Origin of the sequence: Bradyrhizobium genosp. A, from assembly GCF_049949275.1 — a bacterium.
Lineage (GTDB): Bacteria > Pseudomonadota > Alphaproteobacteria > Rhizobiales > Xanthobacteraceae > Bradyrhizobium.
Genome location: NZ_CP188196.1, coordinates 5,351,987 through 5,370,338 on the forward strand (window position 1 = coordinate 5,351,987; position 18,352 = coordinate 5,370,338).

At 59.0% G+C, this 18,352-nt stretch carries 15 protein-coding genes; 13 read left to right on the top strand and 2 right to left on the bottom strand.

Annotated elements, in window-relative coordinates:
• Positions 1-203 precede the first annotated feature (203 nt).
• Positions 204-5,717 carry a trifunctional serine/threonine-protein kinase/ATP-binding protein/sensor histidine kinase gene (locus tag ACP2YP_RS24990; protein ID WP_426426264.1) on the top strand — a complete coding sequence of 1,838 codons (5,514 nt, stop codon included), beginning with the start codon at positions 204-206 and terminating at the stop codon, positions 5,715-5,717.
• A 26-nt stretch (positions 5,718-5,743) separates the two neighbouring features.
• Here ACP2YP_RS24990 and ACP2YP_RS24995 read toward each other — a convergent pair whose 3' ends face one another.
• Together ACP2YP_RS24995 and ACP2YP_RS25000 are read right to left on the bottom strand one after the other, a co-directional pair.
• Positions 5,744-6,004, bottom strand: a complete 261-nt coding sequence (locus ACP2YP_RS24995) for a hypothetical protein (protein WP_426418942.1) — start codon at positions 6,002-6,004, stop codon at positions 5,744-5,746.
• A gap of 408 nt (positions 6,005-6,412) precedes the next feature.
• Positions 6,413-6,568: a hypothetical protein gene (locus tag ACP2YP_RS25000; RefSeq protein ID WP_426418943.1), complete on the bottom strand. Its 156-nt coding sequence runs from the start codon at positions 6,566-6,568 to the stop codon at positions 6,413-6,415.
• A 494-nt stretch (positions 6,569-7,062) separates the two neighbouring features.
• On the opposite strand from ACP2YP_RS25000, the gene ACP2YP_RS25005 reads away from it, so the two are divergent.
• The 12 genes from ACP2YP_RS25005 to ACP2YP_RS25060 all read left to right on the top strand — a co-directional run bounded on the left by ACP2YP_RS25005 (position 7,063) and on the right by ACP2YP_RS25060 (position 18,313).
• Positions 7,063-7,284 (top strand): hypothetical protein, encoded by a 222-nt coding sequence (locus tag ACP2YP_RS25005; protein ID WP_426418944.1) that lies wholly within the window; start codon positions 7,063-7,065, stop codon positions 7,282-7,284.
• 5 nt (positions 7,285-7,289) lie between these two features.
• Positions 7,290-7,685, top strand: a complete 396-nt coding sequence (locus tag ACP2YP_RS25010) for a hypothetical protein (protein ID WP_426418945.1) — start codon at positions 7,290-7,292, stop codon at positions 7,683-7,685.
• 710 nt (positions 7,686-8,395) lie between these two features.
• Entirely contained in the window at positions 8,396-9,022 is a 627-nt protein-coding gene (locus ACP2YP_RS25015; RefSeq protein ID WP_426426265.1) for a response regulator transcription factor, read from the top strand.
• 371 nt (positions 9,023-9,393) lie between these two features.
• Entirely contained in the window at positions 9,394-11,127 is a 1,734-nt protein-coding gene (gene poxB, locus ACP2YP_RS25020; RefSeq protein WP_426418946.1) for a ubiquinone-dependent pyruvate dehydrogenase, read from the top strand.
• Positions 11,128-11,141: 14 nt separating this feature from the next.
• Positions 11,142-12,554: a cytochrome ubiquinol oxidase subunit I gene (locus ACP2YP_RS25025; RefSeq protein WP_426418947.1), complete on the top strand. Its 1,413-nt coding sequence runs from the start codon at positions 11,142-11,144 to the stop codon at positions 12,552-12,554.
• 2 nt (positions 12,555-12,556) lie between these two features.
• Positions 12,557-13,543 carry a cytochrome d ubiquinol oxidase subunit II gene (gene cydB, locus ACP2YP_RS25030; RefSeq protein WP_426418948.1) on the top strand — a complete coding sequence of 329 codons (987 nt, stop codon included), beginning with the start codon at positions 12,557-12,559 and terminating at the stop codon, positions 13,541-13,543.
• Positions 13,544-13,591: 48 nt separating this feature from the next.
• Complete coding sequence (locus ACP2YP_RS25035) at positions 13,592-14,146, top strand: FUSC family protein (protein WP_426418949.1); 555 nt, start codon at positions 13,592-13,594, stop codon at positions 14,144-14,146.
• A 384-nt stretch (positions 14,147-14,530) separates the two neighbouring features.
• A complete protein-coding gene (locus tag ACP2YP_RS25040) occupies positions 14,531-14,872 on the top strand; it encodes a succinate dehydrogenase assembly factor 2 (RefSeq protein ID WP_426418950.1) in 342 nt (113 codons plus the stop codon).
• Positions 14,873-14,878: 6 nt separating this feature from the next.
• Positions 14,879-15,259 carry a succinate dehydrogenase, cytochrome b556 subunit gene (gene sdhC, locus ACP2YP_RS25045; protein WP_426418951.1) on the top strand — a complete coding sequence of 127 codons (381 nt, stop codon included), beginning with the start codon at positions 14,879-14,881 and terminating at the stop codon, positions 15,257-15,259.
• Between the two features lie 11 nt (positions 15,260-15,270).
• Entirely contained in the window at positions 15,271-15,687 is a 417-nt protein-coding gene (gene sdhD, locus ACP2YP_RS25050) for a succinate dehydrogenase, hydrophobic membrane anchor protein (RefSeq protein WP_426418952.1), read from the top strand.
• 10 nt (positions 15,688-15,697) lie between these two features.
• Positions 15,698-17,488 (top strand): succinate dehydrogenase flavoprotein subunit, encoded by a 1,791-nt coding sequence (gene sdhA / locus ACP2YP_RS25055; RefSeq protein WP_426418953.1) that lies wholly within the window; start codon positions 15,698-15,700, stop codon positions 17,486-17,488.
• 45 nt (positions 17,489-17,533) lie between these two features.
• Positions 17,534-18,313, top strand: a complete 780-nt coding sequence (locus ACP2YP_RS25060) for a succinate dehydrogenase iron-sulfur subunit (protein ID WP_426418954.1) — start codon at positions 17,534-17,536, stop codon at positions 18,311-18,313.
• The last annotated feature ends 39 nt before the right edge of the window (positions 18,314-18,352 follow it).

The window sequence follows — 18,352 nt, forward strand, 5'->3', positions numbered from 1 at the left end:
CGGCTTTCGAAGATGACAATGGGAGGGCGCAACCGAGCCTAATAACTTATAGGCTCGTCGGTCCTTGCGATGGCTAACATTAAACGGCACAATCACAGCGGTGCACATCACCGCTGTAGCGGCGATCGGGACCGAATGTCTCTGTCGGTGGCGGAGTGCCGCAGATGATCCCCGCCTCGCGGTTCAGCCTCAAGGATGAGAGCCTGCAAGTCTTGTGGCAGGACGGCGAACGCGTGTTCTGCCGAGGATGGCGCCCGGATGGCAATGGCGACGGCAGGTCCGTGCTGGCTGTGCTGCCGGCTGGGGAGCATCCGTCACCCGCCATCCTCAGTCGGTTCACTCATTATCATGACTTGAAGGATGAGTTGGATGATGCCTGGGCGGTGCGGCCATTGGAGCTGGTGCGCGAACGCGGTCAGACTATGCTGCTGCTCGAGGACACCGGCGGCGAGCCGCTGGTTCGGCTACTCGGAGCACCGATGGATGTGGGGGGCTTCTTGCGCCTCGCTATCGGTATTGCCGGGGCTTTGGGGAAGGCCCACCGCCGCGGCCTCGTCCACAAGGACCTGAAGCCCGACCATATATTGGTCAACTGCACGGACGGACAGGTGCGGCTTACGGGGTTTGGCATCGCCTCGCGACTGCTACGTGAGCGCCAAGCGCTCGAGTCGCCCGAAACCATCGCAGGCACGCTGGCCTATATGGCACCTGAACAGACTGGGCGGATGAATCGCTCGATGGACTCCCGCAGCGATCTCTACTCGCTCGGAATCACGTTCTACCAGATGCTCACGGGCTCGCTGCCCTTTATGGCCTCCGATCCGATGGAATGGATCCACTGCCATATAGCGCGGCAGCCGCTGCCCCCCAGCGAGCGCCTCGACAATATCCCGGCCCCGGTCTCGGCGATCATCATGAAGCTGCTCGCCAAAACGGCCGAGGAGCGCTACCAGACCGCGACGGGAGTTGAGAGCGATCTCCGTCGCTGCCTTGCCGCATGGGAGGCTCCGCACCGCATCGATGACTTCACGCTCGGCCGACACGATGTTCCCGACCGGCTGCTGATCCCGGAGAAGCTCTACGGGAGAGCGCGCGAGGTCGAGACCCTGCTTACTGTTTTCGACCGTATTGTCGAAGGTGGCGCGCCGGAACTGGTGCTTGTCTCCGGCTATTCCGGCATCGGCAAATCCTCGGTCGTCAACGAACTGCACAAGGTGCTGGTGCCGCCGCGCGGGCTATTCGCCTCCGGCAAGTTCGACCAGTATAAACGCGACATCCCCTATTCGACCCTTGTGCAGGCTTTTCAGAGCCTGGTGCGGCCGCTTCTTGCCAAGAGCGACACCGAGCTCGCGACTTGGCGCGCCGCGTTTCTGGAGGCGCTCGAGCCAAATGCACGGCTGATGACCGACCTTATTCCCGAACTGAAGCTCATCATTGGTGACCCGCCTCCAGTCCCGGAGCTCGAGCCGCATCAGGCGCAAAGTCGTTTCCAGCTCGTGTTCAGCCGATTCATCAGCGTATTTGCCCGACCAGAACATCCGCTGGCCCTCTTCCTGGACGATTTGCAGTGGCTTGACGCGGCTACGTTCGATCTGCTGGAGGATCTGCTGACCCGGTCGGAAATGAAGCATCTCATGCTGATTGGTGCTTACCGCGACAACGAGGTCGATGCCGTTCATCCGTTGGCACGCAAGCTCGACGCGATCCGCCAACTCGGAGCGCGGGTGCAGGAGATCCACCTCGCGCCACTCGCCCGAGACGATCTCGTGCAGCTGATCTCCGATGCGCTTCGTTGCGATCCGGCCTACGCGGCTCCGCTGGCGCAGCTGGTGAATGAGAAGACAGCCGGCAATCCGTTCTTCATGACTCAGTTTCTCTACGCGCTCACCGACGAGGACTTGCTTCGCTTCGATCACGACGCGGCGTGCTGGTCTTGGGATCTCGATCGCATCCATGCCAAGGGTTACACCGACAATGTGGTGGACCTAATGGTTGGAAAAGTGATCCGGCTGCCGGATGAAACCCAGCAGGCATTGCAGCAGCTCGCCTGCCTTGGCAACGTTGCTGCTATCACCATGCTTTCGGTTGTTCTCGGCAAGCCGAGGGCGCAAGTTGACGAGGCTTTGCGGACCGCGGTCCGAATGGAACTGGTAGAGCGGCTGGAAGACGCTTACAAATTTATTCACGACCGGGTGCAAGAGGCCGCTTATTCGCTGATACAGGAAACGCTTCGCGCTGAGGTCCATCTTCGGATAGGCAGACTGCTCCTGGCACAGACATCCGCCGTTCAACTGGAGGAGTCTGTCTTCGAAATCGTCAATCAGCTCAACCGCGGCGCGGCGTTGATCACGGAGCAGGAGGAACGCGATCAACTTGCTCAACTCAACCTGCTCGCAGGCAAGCGCGCCAAGGCGTCCACAGCCTACGCCTCGGCACTGACTTATCTCAATGCTGGTGCATCGCTGTTGAGTAGGGAGTGCTGGGAGAGCCGGCATGACCTGGTCTTTGCGCTGGAGCTGAACCGGGCGGAATGCGAATTCTTGACCGGCAAGGTATCGGACGCTGATGAGCGAGTGGCTGCGCTGTCAAAGCGTGCCACAACGACGGTCGAACAAGCAATGGCTGCCTGTCTGCACGTGGATGTCTGTACGACGCTCGGGGAGATTGGCCGCGCGGTCGCCGTTTGTCTCGAGTACTTGCGGCACACAGGAATAGAGTGGTCCGCTCATCCGAAGGACGAGGAAGTGCGCCGCGAATATGAGCGCATCTGGTCGCTGCTTGGAAGGAGGTCAATCGAGGACGTCATCGAGCTGCCGCTGATGAAGGACGCGACGTCCCTAGGAACTGTCGAGGTTCTGAACAAGCTGATGTCGCCGGCCTCGTTTACTGACGACAACTTGATTTCCCTTGCTATCTGCAAGGCCGTCACTCTCAGCCTCGAGAGTGGCAACGGCCATGCCTCGTGTCTAGCCTACGTCCTGCTGGCCAGGATCGCGGGACCCCGTTTTGGCGACTATCAGGCCGGATTCCGATTCGGCAAACTCGGCTACGAACTCGTCGAACGACGCGGGTTAAAGCGGTTCGAGGCAAGCACCTATGAATGTTTCGCAATTTTCATCGTGCGCTGGACGAAACACGTGCGGGCTTGCCATGATCTAATGCGCCACGCCTTCGAAGCGGCCAACAAGATCGGAGACCTCACCTGGGCTGCCTACACGTGCCTGAATCGAAACTCGGACCTTCTCTTCGCCGGGGAGTCACTCTCTGAGGTCCAATGCGAAGCCGAACAGGGCCTCGCCTTCGTCGAGAAGGCGCGCTTCGGTCTCGTTATTGATGGCGTTACAGCGCAACTCGCCCTGACTCGAATGCTGCGTGGCTTGACTCCAACATTCGGTTGCCTTGACAATGGGCCGCTCAATGAGCCTGGTATGGAACGGCATCTTTCGAGCAATCCGGGGCTGGTGCTGGTCGAATGCTGGTATTGGATCCGAAAGCTACAGGCCCGCTTTTTCGGCGGCGACTACGCAACGGCGGTCGATGTCGCAGCGAAAGCACGACAGCTCCTTTGGAACGCAACTTCGCACTTTGAGGAAGCTGAATATCATTTTTATGGCGCGCTGGCCCGAGCTGCCTGGTACGATAGCGCGCCGTCCGGCGAGCGGCCGCAGCACATGGATGCTGTGGTTATGCATCTAAACCAGCTCCAGCTCTGGGCGGAGCACTGCCCCGAGAATTTCGAGAACCGTGCTGCGCTGGTGGGCGCAGAAATTGCTCGGATCGAAGGCCGCAATTTCGATGCGATGCGCCTTTATGAACAGGCTGTCCGTTCGGCACGCGAAAACGGATTTGTGCACAACGAGGCACTTGCCAACGAGCTGGCCGCGCGGTTCTACGCGGCTCACGAATTCGGAGTCATCGCGGACACCTACTTGCGCAGCGCTCGCGCATGCTACTTGCGTTGGGGAGCCGATGGCAAGGTGCGGCAACTCGAGGAGATGTATCCGCAGCTCAGGCAGGAATTGGTAGTGCCAGGTCCGACGACCACGATTGCGACGCCGGTCGAAAGCCTCGACCTCGTGACCGTAATCAGGGTGTCGGAAGCGGTCTCGGGCGAGATCGTGCTGGAGAAAATGCTCGACACGCTCATGCGTACCGCGATCACGCAGGCGGGCGCCGAACGCGGCTTGTTGATCCTGTCGCGAGCGGCCGAGCCGCGGATCGCAGCGGAAGCCAGAACTTCCGGCGAAACGCTCATCGTGGAAGTTCGCGATGCACCCGTGACCGGGGCGGTTGTGCCGGAGTCAATCCTTCATTACGTTCTACGCACCCGGGACAGTGTCATTCTCGACGATGCCGCGACCCAGCCTTCGTTTGCTGCGGACCCTTACATCCGTCAGCGCCAGGCGCGTTCCATTTTCTGCCTGCCCTTGATCAATCAGGCCAAGCTGATCGGCGCCCTCTATCTCGAGAACAACCTCACGCCGCGGGCCTTTGCTCCGGCCCGGATCGCGGTGCTGAAGCTTGTCGCCGCGCAGGCGGCGATCTCGCTCGAGAACACCCGTTTGTACCGCGATCTCGAACAACGCGAGGCTAAGATCCGGCGTCTGGTTGATGCTAACATTATCGGGATCGCCATCTTTGATTTGGAAGGTCGCATTCTTGAGGCCAACGACGCATTTCTTCGGATGGTGGAACGCGACCGTGAAGATCTCGGATCAGGCCGCTTGCGTTGGACGGAACTGACGCCACCGGAATGGCTCGACCGCGACGCCCAACAATGGGTGCCAGAGCTTAAGATGACAGGGCGGCTGCAACCTTACGAGAAGGAGTTCTTCCGGAAGGACGGCAGCCGTGTCCCGGTGCTGGTTGGCCCGGCGCTGTTCGAGGGATCGGAGAACCAGGGTGTCGCCTTTGTGCTCGATCTAACCGAGCGCAAGCAGGCCGAAGCAGGAGCACGCGAGAGTGAACGGCGACATCGCGAGATGCAGATGGAGCTCGAGCACGCCAACCGCATGGCAACCATGGGGCATATCTCGGCCTCGATCGCCCACGAGGTGAACCAGCCCATCGCCGCGACCGTGACCAACGCACAAGCTGGCTCGCGGTTTCTTGGCCCTGAGGCGGTCGATCTGAACGAAGTCAGGCAGATCCTCGACGACATCGTGAGAGATGGACAGCGAGCGGGCGAAGTGATTGGCCGCATCCGCGACCTCAGCAAGAGAGCGCCGCCCCGGCGGGACCGCTTGGAGCTTAACAGCCTGATCCAGGAAGTGAATGAGCTAACCTGGGGCGAAGCGTCGAACAACGGCATCTCTGTGCAGACGGAGCTGGCGGATGGCTTGCCGATCGTTCAAGGAGATCGCGTCCAACTGCAACAGGTCATCTTGAATTTGATCATCAACGCGATCCAGGCCATGAGCAGCGTCGATGATGGGCCGCGAGAATTGCTGATCCGCACCGAAACGGTTGAGTCAGGAGTGCTCGCGATGGTGCGAGATTCGGGTCCGGGATTGGCGCCGGAGGCTCTCGAGCGGGTCTTCGAATCCTTCTACACGACCAAACCGAGCGGGATGGGGCTTGGGCTGTCGATCTGCCGATCGATCATCGAAGCGCATGGCGGACGCTTATGGGCGAGTGCGAACGAACCTAAAGGCGCCGTATTTCAGTTTACAGTTCCGTCGGTCATCAACGAGGGCCCAAAGCCAAACGCCTACTGAGGGGCACGGAGCGTGCTCCGTTGTGGTCAGCTGCCTTCCGTCATCTTGAACGCAATGGCGGTCAGTGCCGCACCTATGCCAAACATCAGCGCACAAGTGCTGACGAATGTAAGCATGCTGTCGTGTGGGTTTGAGCCAAGGGCTATCAGTGCGCTCACGCCGAACACTGGAGTGATGATCAAGATCAACGCGAACAGAATACCCAGAGCAACGCCCATGGTTGCATGGCTGGCGAGTCCGACAAGCTCGGCCGGCTTGAGGAGGGCTGATATTCTCTTAGCGCGCATGACGTGTCTCTCGATTGCAGTTGAAGTTGCGGTGTTACGTATCCGTCGGGCCGGACTTTGAACGACCGGCTAAGTCCGATCAGTCCGTTTGTTGTCACTTTCCCTTAAAGAGTGCACAGTGCGGCTGCTCACGACGCCCTCGCCCGCTTCTCCAGCGCAAGTACGGCGTTTGTGCAGTGATCGACATAACACTCATGACTACAATAGGAGAGGCGAGTCGCGATTTCTCGCAGGTAGTCCTCCCCGATCGGCTTGCTGCATAACGTACAGACAGGCTGCGCTCGGGGAGACCTGCCATTTACCAAAATAAATTGCATGTGGTGCCTCCTAATGCGTCCCGCTTTTTAAGCCAAGGACCGCGTTCCGCTAAACAGGCAAGGAGACAGCTCAGAATGCTGGGCTACTTCCTCACTCATCTTTCTTTTTCTTCACACCAAGAATGTCGCGACGTTCTAAAACACCGGCTGCCGTCTCAAGCCAACCTTCCGCCAAAAGCTTGCGCCGTAAATCATCCATCCGTTGTACCGCAAGTTGAACTGGGGCAGCCTCCGCGTGGTTTGCCATTTTAGTTCTCCGTCGCCGCCACTCCGACCTGTCCCGATCGGATATCTCCGGTCGCACTCTGGTCGGGCATGAAGTGCGGCTTTGGAAGGGAGACTAAGGATTGCGATCAATGGCTCAATTGTACGCGGGTAGAAAGCCGATATCGAAATCATCGGAAGAACTATACAAAGGTTGAGTTCTAGTTCTTTCATCCGATCGTCTCCCCGTTGTCGGCGAGTTCGGCACTCGCACGGGAACGAGAACTCGCCGCGGCTCACCTCCCAAACATGGTACGGCAAGGCCGCCGCCAGCTGGAAGCCGCCAGGCCGCCGCACTATGGGAACTAAGCTGCACCGATCCGTTAAGATGTAGCGACGATGCGCACGTACAATAGAGCGGGGTGACCCAAGCGCGTAAGTTTTCGCAGTGGCTGGCTGATTTCCGGATGATGGCTCAGCCAGAACGCTCGTCTCTCGCAGCTTAGCTCAACTTGATAAAAATGATGGAGATTTCGGATGGCAGTCCAGATCGTTATGAATCAAACCGGCGACACCCGGCATACATTCGACGCTCATGATCACGCTGCCGTCGATGAGGCCGAGAGACGTTTTATGGAGTTAACAGGTGTGGGGTTCATAGCGGCGGTGCGCACCGCCCCCGGCCAGCAACGCCTTATTCGTTGTTTCGATCCCTCCGCGGAGGAAACATTGTTTATTCCGCGTCTCGTCGGCGGATGATGGATGTGGACCTGCAAAGCCTGCTGCTGATTACTCTGGCTTTCGTGGGCCTCGTCATCATGGCGCGAGTGGAAGCGGCATCTCATTCCGGAAACAATGCGAGAGGCTTAAAGCTGTTGAGCGATTGGCTTTCCCCGGAACAGCTCAAGTCTTTCAAGCGTCATAGCCATTTCGACGTTGTCGGTAGCGATAGCGGGACTGTCTACCGGATTTACCAGGGCAAGCTGATGAATATCGTGGAACTCGATCATACCGATCGGCCTGTCTACAGATGGTGCTTCGTACCAGAAGGATCTCTGGTCGCGGGAGACGTCATGCTATCTCAGAAAATCGCCCTCGAAACCGACGAGCGCCGCGCGCTCGCGGTGGCAAATCGATCTCAGGCGTTCCGATCGCGATGAACCTATGAATCCTCTTCAAGATGGAGAACATCACTTCGGATCAGCCACCTTTAGCGCGGGCCGGACATCGCGCTGGCGTTCCGCTTTGGAGACCTGCAAGTCCAGAGTGATGGAGAGGCGTCATAGGACTGAGGACGAAGGAGGTTCTGCATTGAATTTTCTCTGCAAACTCCTCTTATTGAGTTGTCTTGTTGCTTATTGGCGATACCAGTCAAAGCGCAAGAAGATGGAGGAGGCGTCGTGAGCGACGGATAGCGCGCCAGCGCGGTCGTTGGTCGCAGTCTTGACCGCCGCAAAGGAGCGGCGTGCGGCGAGATTAGTCGGAGATCGGCGGACCGATTCGCGAAGTGACTGAGTGGCAACAATAGTGTCTCAGTGCGCCGCATTCAGATTGCCTTGCCGAAATCAAACGCTGTATTGGCAAGCTTGCCGCTTCGCCGAATTCCGGTGTCAAACGCCTCGAGCTCAACTCACGGGGGTAACGTACGGATCCCTTTAGGCCACGGCCCTTTGGCAGGGCCTCGCGCGACTAACCCCACGAACGCTGCCGTTCGATACGAGAGTATAGTTCTCATCGTCCTTTTCGCCCCTATCATTCGGGAAACTCGCGCCAACCTCGTTTGCCCTGAATAGGGTTAAGCCGCATGGATATAGTCCCGATGACCTCGGTCATAGACGCTGCTGCAGGGATCCTTGCGCGACCTCAGTCTATGTCGGAATCAAATCCAACTGTTTTGGTCGTCGAGGACGACCCGGCCGTTAGAGGCTCCGTTGAACGGCTCGTGCGATCTGTCGGCTTGGACGTTTGGCTATTTGCGTCCGGTCCCGAATTCCTCGGATCGGAACGGCCGAACGGTCCATCCTGCATGGTCCTCGATGTGAGATTGCCGGGGCAAAGCGGTCTGGATCTTCAACGAGAGCTCAGGGCCGCGGATGTCCACATTCCTACCATCTTCATAACTTCGCATGGCGACGTCCCGATGGCCGTGCAGGCGATGAAGTGCGGTGCTATTGAGTTCCTGACCAAGCCCTACCATGGCCAAGACCTGCTCGACGCGATCCACCTCGGGCTCACCCGCGATCGTGCTCGGCGCGAGAATGAAAGGGCCTTGAGAATGCTAAGGACCCGCTTCGAATCGCTCAGCGGACGGGAGCGAGAGATTATGGTCCTCGTCGCACAGGGCCTCCTCAGCAAGCGGATTGCGCACGCTATTGGCATTTCTGAACCGGCTGTGAACTTCCATCGCAGTAATCTGATGCGCAAGATGAATGTGCGCTCTCTCCCAGAACTTGGCCGGATCGCAGACAAACTGGACCTCTTATCAGCGAAGACATAAGTGACTGCCCGCTCGGGCGCCGGTGAATTCGACCCGCATAAGGCGATACGAACCATTTTGCTATCCACCCCGAAGGTAGAGGCTGCCTGGTCTTGTCGATCGAAGCGGCAGTTTGAAACCTGCACTTTACCGATCGGCGCATGCAGCGCGTCGTGCGGCACCTTGGACTCGCTTCCGAAGCGTGCCCCTTAGGAATCTAAGTCCCTCTAGTCCGTTAAGATGCCCTGACAATCCACACGGGCAATGGAGCAAGCCGACCAAAACGCCGATGTTTTGGGTCGTGGCACGCTATGTCCGCCAACACCGACGACAGAAGCTCCTGCCTGATCAATCCGTGGTGTCAACAGCTATGGCTTCTTTGTGAGGAACGCATGACCAGAACAGTGGCGCAACAATTCGCAGAGATCCTCGTCGCGGCCGGAGTGAAACGAATCTACGGCATCGTCGGGGATAGCCTGAACGGGTTGACAGACGCCGTTCGCCGCCAGGGGAAGATCGAATGGATCCATGTCAGGCATGAGGAGGTCGCAGCCTTTGCGGCCGGCGCAGACGCCCACGTCACGGGTGACCTTGCCGTCTGTGCCGGGAGCTGTGGGCCTGGCAATCTGCATCTCATCAATGGCTTGTTCGACTGTCATCGCTCCCGCGTCCCGGTACTCGCGATAGCCGCGCAGATCCCTTCCAGCGAGATCGGCTCCGGATATTTTCAAGAGACTCATCCGGAGCAGCTGTTCAAGGAATGCAGTCACTATTGCGAGTTTATTTCAGGCGCTAATCAGATTCAGCGCACTCTCGAGCTCGCAATCCGTCAAGCCGTTACGAACCGTGGTGTTTCCGTTGTCGTCATGCCGGGGGACGTGGCGTTGCAGCCAGCCGAAGCAGCATCTGACGCACGGCCGGCGAACCTCCTCCCCGCTCTCCCCGCGGTTCCGGCAGCGAAAGAGGCCTTGGATGGATTGGCCGCACTGCTGAACGGCGAGAGCCGCGTCACCATGCTGTGTGGCTCCGGTTGCCAAGGCGCGCACGATCAAATCGTGGCGCTCTCCGAGCGCCTTAAGGCGCCAATCGTTCACACACTTAGGGGCAAGGAACATGTCGAGTGGGAAAATCCATTCGACGTCGGCATGACCGGCCTCATCGGGTTTTCATCAGGCTATTACGCAATGCTCGATTGCGACGTACTGCTCATGCTCGGGACCGATTTTCCCTATCGGCAGTTCTATCCCCGCGGTCCGGGCGTGCGTATCGCCCAAGTTGATCTGAGGGCGGAATCCATCGGGCGCCGCGCACCGATTGATCTCGCGGTAATTGGTGACGTGCGCGCGACTCTCGATGCCCTTCTGCCGAGCCTGGAGGAGAAGCGAGATGGTACTCGTCTCGACCTGGCACGTGCCCATTATCGCAAGGCGCGAAAAGGTCTCGACGACCTCGCGCATGCAGGTGGCAAAGCCCTGATTCATCCGCAGCAGATCGCTAAGGCGATCAGCGATCTCGCCGCCGATGATGCGGTCTTCACCTGTGATGTCGGTCTTCCAACCGTCTGGGCGGCCCGCTACCTGGCGATGAACGGTAGACGGCGGCTGATCGGCTCGTTCTGGCACGGCTCCATGGCCAATGCGATGCCACAGGCGATTGGCGCACAAGCTGCGTTTCCCGGCCGGCAAGTGGTCTCTCTCTCCGGTGATGGTGGCTTCACAATGCTAATGGGGGATTTGCTCACCCTAGTGCAGCACCGTCTCCCAGCGAAGGTGGTCGTCTTCAACAACGGCGCACTCGGCTTTATCGAGCTTGAGCAGAAGTCAACAGGCATCCTCAATTTCGGGACGGAGCTCAACAATCCGAATTTCGCAGCAATGGCTGAGGCGGTTGGTATTCGCGGCATCCGGATTGAGGACCCAGCCAAGGTGGAAGAAGGCATCACCGCTGCCTTTGCCCATGACGGCCCTGTTCTTATAGACGCGGTTGTCAGCCGCACGGAGCTCGCCATGCCGCCCTCCGTCAACGTCGAGATGGCGAAGGGTTTCTCCCTTTACATGCTGAAGGCGATCATGAATGGGCGGACCGACGAAGTCGTCGACCTGGCAAAGACCAACCTCTGGCGCTAACGGCGGATCGCATCATGGACATCACCGCACTCCTTCTCTCGCGGCTACAATTCGCGTTCACCGTTTCTTTTCATATCATCTTTCCATCTTTCACGATCGGCCTCGCGGCCTGGCTCACCGTGCTCGAAGCCCTGCATCTCGCGACGGGGCGCCCGGTGTACCGCACGCTCTTCGAGTTCTGGGTCAAGATTTTCGCTGTGGCGTTCGGTTTCGGCGTTGTCTCGGGAATCGTACTGGGCTTCGAGATAGGCACCAACTGGAGTGACTTTTCACGGATGACGGGACCGATTCAGGGGGTGCTTCTCTCGTACGAGACATTCACGGCTTTTTGCCTGGAGGCGGGCTTCCTCGGCGTGCTGTTGCTCGGCCGACCAAAAGTCGCCCCTTGGTTTTACCTGTTTTCGACTGCGATGGTCGCCCTCGGCACCACGTTGTCGGCGTTCTGGATCATGATCAACAACAGTTGGATGCAGGTGCCGGTCGGTTATGTCGTCGAGAACGGCATGTTCGTCCCGAACGATTGGACCAAGATCATCTTCAATTCGGTAGTGTGGTCGCGTTTTCCGCACATGCTGCTTGCAGCTTACCTGACCGGGGCGTTCTGCGTTGCTGCGACCGGTGCCTGGTATTTGTTGCGTGGTACGTTTTTCGCCGAGGCGAAGGTCATGCTTCGCATGGGCCTGTATCTGGCAGCGGTGCTCGTGCCGGTCCAGCTCTTCTTTGGTCACCTTAACGGTGACTACGTCCACCAACACCAGCCCGCGAAGTTTGCAGCCCTCGAAGGTCGCTGGCATGACGAGCAGCCGGCAAGCGAGGTGCTGATTGCGCTGCCCGACGAAGCAACTGAGAGCAACAAATATGCAATCTCCATTCCGATTCTCGGCAGCTTGATCGGCAGCATGAGCTTCGATTCCAAGGAGGTCGGACTGACCAGCTTTCAGGCCCAGGATCGCCCGCCGGTGCTTATTCCTTTCTTCACCTTTCGGATCATGGTCGGCTGCGGGCTGCTCATGTTGGCTGTGGCCTGGATCGGAACGTATCTGAGCCGGAAAGAGCATCTGGCGCGAAACCGGACGCTGCTGTGGGCTACGTTTCTCAGCTTTCCGCTGCCCTTCATCGCTACTCTGACCGGCTGGTTCACGGCCGAGGTGGGGCGCCAGCCGTGGGTAGTCTACGGCGTGGTGAGAACCGCAGACGCAATAACGCCCTTCTTGACGACCCCCGTGGCGTTGACCTCCCTCATCATCTTTTGCGCGCTCTATACCTTCATCTTCGCCTTTGGCATTTACTACATCTATCGGCTGCTGCGGGCAGGTCCGGTCGGATTCGGCACTCTGCCGCCCTCTGGGACGATCCCTAGCCCGCCCTTGTCTGTCGACGATGAGCTGGACACGGCTGGCGTCCTTCACCTTCCGGCTGGAGAATAGCCATGATCATGTTCTGGGTGACGTTGCTTGCCGTTAGCATTCTTCTCTACGTGTTACTGGACGGTTTCGACCTGGGGGTCGGCATGCTTTTCGGCGTTGCAGCGAATGAGCCGCGACGATACGCCATGATGAGCACGGTAGCGCCGGTTTGGGACGGCAACGAGACCTGGCTGATCGTAACGGCCGTCATCCTCTGGGGAGCTTTTCCGGCTGTCTATTCTGTTCTGATGTCGGCGTTCTATCTCCCGGTCCTATTGATGGTGTCCGGCTTGATTCTGCGCGGCGTGGCGTTCGAGGTTCGCACCAAAGCCGAGCGGATGCGCTGGATCTGGAACTTGAGCTTTGCGGGCGGTTCGCTTCTCGCCTCCTTCATGCAGGGCGTGATGGTAGGTGCTCTTGTGGAAGGGGTGCCGGTGTCCGGCGGTCGATACCTCGGCGGCGTGCTCGGGTGGTTCAGTCCATTTGCAATACTTTGCGGCGTCGGCCTCTGCGTCGGCTACGCGCTGCTGGGCGCCTGCTGGCTGGTGCGGAAGAGCGAGAACGAGGTGCGCGACCGTGCCTATCGCCTCATCCCCTATTTGGCGGCAGCGCTCCTCGTTTTCCTTATCGCGGTGTTCGCCTATGCTCTGGCTAAAGATTTTGCGGTCATGACGCGATGGCTGGACCGACCGTTGTTGTTTGTCTTCCCAGTGGTCGGCGCGTTGGCTGCAATGGCTCTAGCAGCCAGCATTTATGGCCGTGAAGACGCACTGCCATTCCCCATGGTTGCTGTCATTTTCGTGGCGGCTTTCTGCACACTGGCGATATCGTTTTGGCCGTACATGATCCCGTTCTCGATCACGATCGAACAGGCGGCCGCCCCACATTCGAGCCTTGCGTTCATGTTCTGGGGAGAGGGTCTCTTCGTGTTCCCGCTGATGCTGATCTACACCGCGGTCAGCCTTACCGTCTTCAGAGGTAAAACCTCGTCCTCGGCGGACCCCTACTAGAATTTGCAAATGAGCTGTCTACGCAGAGCCACCAATCGGTTGCGGGAGATGGCCTCGCGGCTCCGACTTGGGATTGCGATCGAACATGGCCGTTTCGTGCTTCGCTGCGCCTTCGCCGCATCCCTGGCTTATGTTTTCGCCTGCTGGGCCGGTTTGCTACACCCGGTTTGGGCGCCGATTTCCGCTCTGATCGTCTCGCAGGAGAGCCTGAGCGCGACCCATTCCTCCGTGTTCGGGCGCTTCGTCGGAACACTCATCGGTGTGCTGGTCGCTCTGCTTGTACACAGACTCGGAAAACTAGGCGAAATTCCGTTAACACCGCAAATTGCCATCGCCGTCGCAATATGTGCAATATTTGCGAAGGAGCGCCCCTCGATCCGGGTTTGCCTTTGGACTGTCCCGCTCGTGTTAGTCACGCCGACCAATTCCGAGTCGGCTGAGGTAGCGGCATTTTTTCGCGGCTGCGACGTAATGATAGGCGCCGCGGTCGGCGCCCTCGTTCATCTTTCCGAGGAACGGCTGCTCGCGCCGGTGGTGCGACGTTTGCGGCGGCGCTACGCCCATCGAAGAGCACAAGCATTGGCAATTCCGACACGACGTTGAAGACGTGAGGGTCCACGGCAGCTATCGCTGCGCTCTGACCATGGTGCAAGTCCAATCCATGGGAACATCCTTGGCTTTTCGACAGATTAGCGGGAGCCGTGACAGGCCGACATACACCGGTGCTTGCGTCGGTATTGGCTCAACGCGCGCAAGCGCACCTCCAGTGGATCTCGAGAGCGGCTACTCGGAACTCCTTTGGGGCGCAGCTTAGGAATCTAAGCCGCTCTAATCCTTTGAGGCTCTGTAACAATCCGCACGTGCAATAGAGCGAGCTGAAGCAACAGCCTAAGTTTGCGTTGTAGCGCGGCGATGTCGGGCAGCACCGCCCCGACAGAAAGCTCCGCCTCAGTTCATATGCTCGCGCGACAGCTTTGGAGACAATGGATGACCAGAACGATGGCGGAACAGCTGCAGGGCAATCAGTCCGACATCCAACGCAGACGGTTGCTGTTCCGGAGCCGGCATCGCGGCACACAGGAGAGCGACCTCATTCTTGGCTCGTTCGCGGAGACATTCCTGACCAGCTTCGATGGTGCCCAGCTCGATCAGTTCGAAGCTCTGCTCGACTGCACCGACGCCGATCTGTTCGACTGGATTTTCGGCGGCAGCGCGCCGCCGGAACACGATCACGACGTGATGCACCTGCTCCTTGATTTTCGCGTCCGACCCCATAGCAGGCACTACCAGTATCGACAATTCTCAAATGCTACGACAACTCAGGAGTAATCGGCCATGGAGCGACCGCTCTCACCCTTTATGTTCCCGATTTGGTATCGCTTCCAGCTGAACTCGGTCTCGTCGATTCTTCACCGAGTCACCGGCATTGGTTTGGCGGTAGGCTCGATCCTACTCGCAGTGTGGCTCGTCGCTGTGTCGGCAGGCGGCGAAATGTTTGCAGCGACACATGCTTTGATCGCTTCCCCGGTCGGGATCGTGTTGTTGTTCCTGTGGTCGGTCGCGTTCTTCTATCATCTGTGCAATGGCATCCGACACCTTCTCTGGGACGCCGGTTACGGCTTCGATATCCGGCAAGCCAATCGCAGCTCTTACATCGTACTCGCGGCGACCGCACTGCTGACCGTGCTCGCCTGGCTTTACGTGGCCTTGGCCTAAGGGAGAATGTGATGGCAAAAGCTCGTTCTTTATCGAATTCCACCGCGTTGCGCGATGAGACCGTGGTCCGGCGCGTGCGCCAGCTCGGGAGCGCCCGCGATGGGCTGCGGGAATGGCAGTTGCAGCGCTTGACGGCGATCGCACTGATCCCGCTCGGTCTCTATTTCGCTGCATCAATGCTCTGGCTCGCCACCTCCGACCAGATGACGGCGGCCTCATGGCTTTCCTCACCGGCGGGGGCGTTGCTGGTCATCCTCTTTGTGATCGCAGGACTTGCCCATGCGCTGATCGGCATACGTTCTGTTTTCCTCGACTACGTGCATACGCGCGCCCGGCTTCTCGTGGCCAACCTCCTCGTCCGCGCTGCAGTGGCGATCCTCGCAGGCGCCAGCGTGCTCGCCGTGCTCAAGCTCTTCCTCGGACACTAGGAGATCAAATATGCCGAATAGTTACGATATCATCGACCATTCCTTCGACGTGATCGTCCTGGGCGCCGGCGGTGCTGGATTACGAGCGACCTTGGGCATGGTCGCAGCGGGGCTCAACACCGCCTGCGTGACCAAGGTCTATCCGACGCGCAGTCACACGGTCGCGGCGCAAGGGGGCATCAGCGCCGCGCTTGGAAATATCGAAAAAGACGATTGGCGCTGGCACATGTTCGATACCGTCCGCGGCTCCGACTGGCTCGGCGACCAGGATGCGATCGCGTATATGTGTGAAGAAGCTATTCCGGCCGTCGTCGAGCTTGAGCATCTCGGTGTTCCTTTCAGTCGCACCGACGCGGGTACGATTTACCAGCGCCGCTTTGGAGGCCATACAACCGAGTATACCAAGGGCGACATGGCCTACCGGGCCTGCGCGGCCGCCGACCGCACCGGGCACGCCATCCTGCACACATTGTATCAGCAATGTCTCAAGCATCAGGCACGCTTCTTTATCGAGTACTTTGCGATCGACCTCTTAATGGATGAGGACGGCACGTGCCGTGGTCTGCTTGCCTGGTGCCTCGAAGATGGATCGCTCCATCGTTTCCGCGCAAACATGGTCGTCATCGCGACGGGCGGATGCGGCCGAGTCTACCAGTCCTGCACCTCAGCGCACATTTGTACAGGCGACGGCAACGCCATGGCACTGCGTGCTGGGCTGCCATTGCAGGATATGGAGTTCATCCAGTTCCACCCCACGGGGGTCTATGGCGCAGGTGTTTTGATCACGGAGGGCGCGCGCGGAGAAGGCGGCTTCCTGACGAACAGCGAGGGCGAGCGGTTCATGCCCAAATATGCGCCGCGGGAGAAAGATTTGTCCTCGCGCGATGTAGTTAGCCGTGCCGAGGCGATTGAGATTCGCGAGGGTCGCGGCGTCGGCCCAAAAAAGGATCACATCCACCTGCATTTGGAGCACCTGCCACCGGAGGTCCTCGATGAGCGCCTCCCCGGCATCGTCCACTCGGCGCGCACCTTCGCGGGTGTCGATGCCCACAAGGAGCCGATCCCGGTCATTCCGACAGTGCATTACGTCATGGGCGGCATCCCGACAAATATCAGGGCCGAGGTTGTACGCCCGACCAAGGACAATCCCGAGGCAGTGGTGCCAGGCTTGATGGCCATCGGTGAGGCTGCGTGCGTCTCGGTACACGGTGCCAACCGCCTCGGCACCAACAGCCTCCTTGATCTCATTGTCTTCGGACGGGCCGCATCGCAGCGCGCGGCCGAGCTCATCAAACCGGGCTCGCCCGTCCGCGAGACGAACGGCTCCGAGGAGCGAGTTCTGCAACGCTTCGACCGGATTCGCAATAGCAGGGGCGGCAACAAGCCGGGCGAGGTTCGTCCGCTGATGCAGGAAACGATGCAAGCTCACTTCGCCGTATTCCGCCAGGGAGATATCTTGGAGGAAGGCGTAAAAAAGCTGGCGAAGCTGCGCGATCCGTTGGAGCGCGTTACCGTTGATGACAGTTCCCTGCTCTGGAATTCCACGCTGCTTTCGGCGCTGGAACTCTCCAATCTCTCAGAGCAAGCCGTCGTGATCGCCCATTCGGCGCGTGCGCGTACGGAATCCCGCGGTGCTCATGCGCGTGAGGATTACCATAAGCGCGATGACGTGAACTGGTTAAAGCACACCATTGCGTGGAAGGACGAAGACTGGAAGGTGACCTTCGCTCATCGTCCAGTGCGCCTCAACACACTTTCGAACGAGGTGCAAAGCTTTCCGCCCGCCGAGCGCACCCACTAGAAATTCCGGCGCAACTACCACGACCATCAAACAAGGATATGCGAAATGTCTGAGTTCACGCTACCGGCAAACTCGAAGGTCGGGGAAGGCAAGCACTGGGCGCACCCAAATAAGGCCGAACACGTCAAAAGTTTTCGGATCTATCGCTGGGATCCAAACAAAAAAGCGAATCCCACACTGGACGAGTTTGAGATCGATCGCGACCAATGTGGGCCGATGGTCCTCGATGCCCTGGTCAAGATCAATGACCAGATCGATCCTACCCTGTCGTTCCGAAGGTCCTGCCGCGAAGGTGTGTGCGGCTCGTGTGCTATGAATATCGACGGTAAGAACACGTTGGCATGCCTGACGCCGATGGACAGCCTGAAGCCAGGAACTAGCCGGATCACGCCACTGCCGCACTTGCCGGTCCTGAAGGACCTCGTCGCCGATTTAACGGGACTGTTCGCGCAGTACGAGTTGATCGAGCCGTGGCTGCAATCCGATCAGCCGCCGGCGGACCGCGAGCGACGGCAATCGCCGGAAGATCGAGCGAAGCTCGACGGTTTGTGGGAATGCATTCTTTGCTTTTGCTGTTCGACGTCTTGCCCGAGTTATTGGTGGAATCAGGACAAATATCTCGGTCCGTCGATCCTGCTGCAATCGTATCGCTGGCTTGCCGATAGCCGCGATCAGAGCACTGGCGAGCGCCTCGATCGGCTTGACGATCCGTTCCGGCTCTACCGCTGTCATACCATCATGAATTGCACCAACACGTGCCCAAAGGGACTTAACCCGGCGCGCGCGATTGGCAAGACTAAGGAAATGATGGCTGAGCGTGGGTGAAATACAGGATTGACCGCGTTCGTGGCGACGAGCGCATCC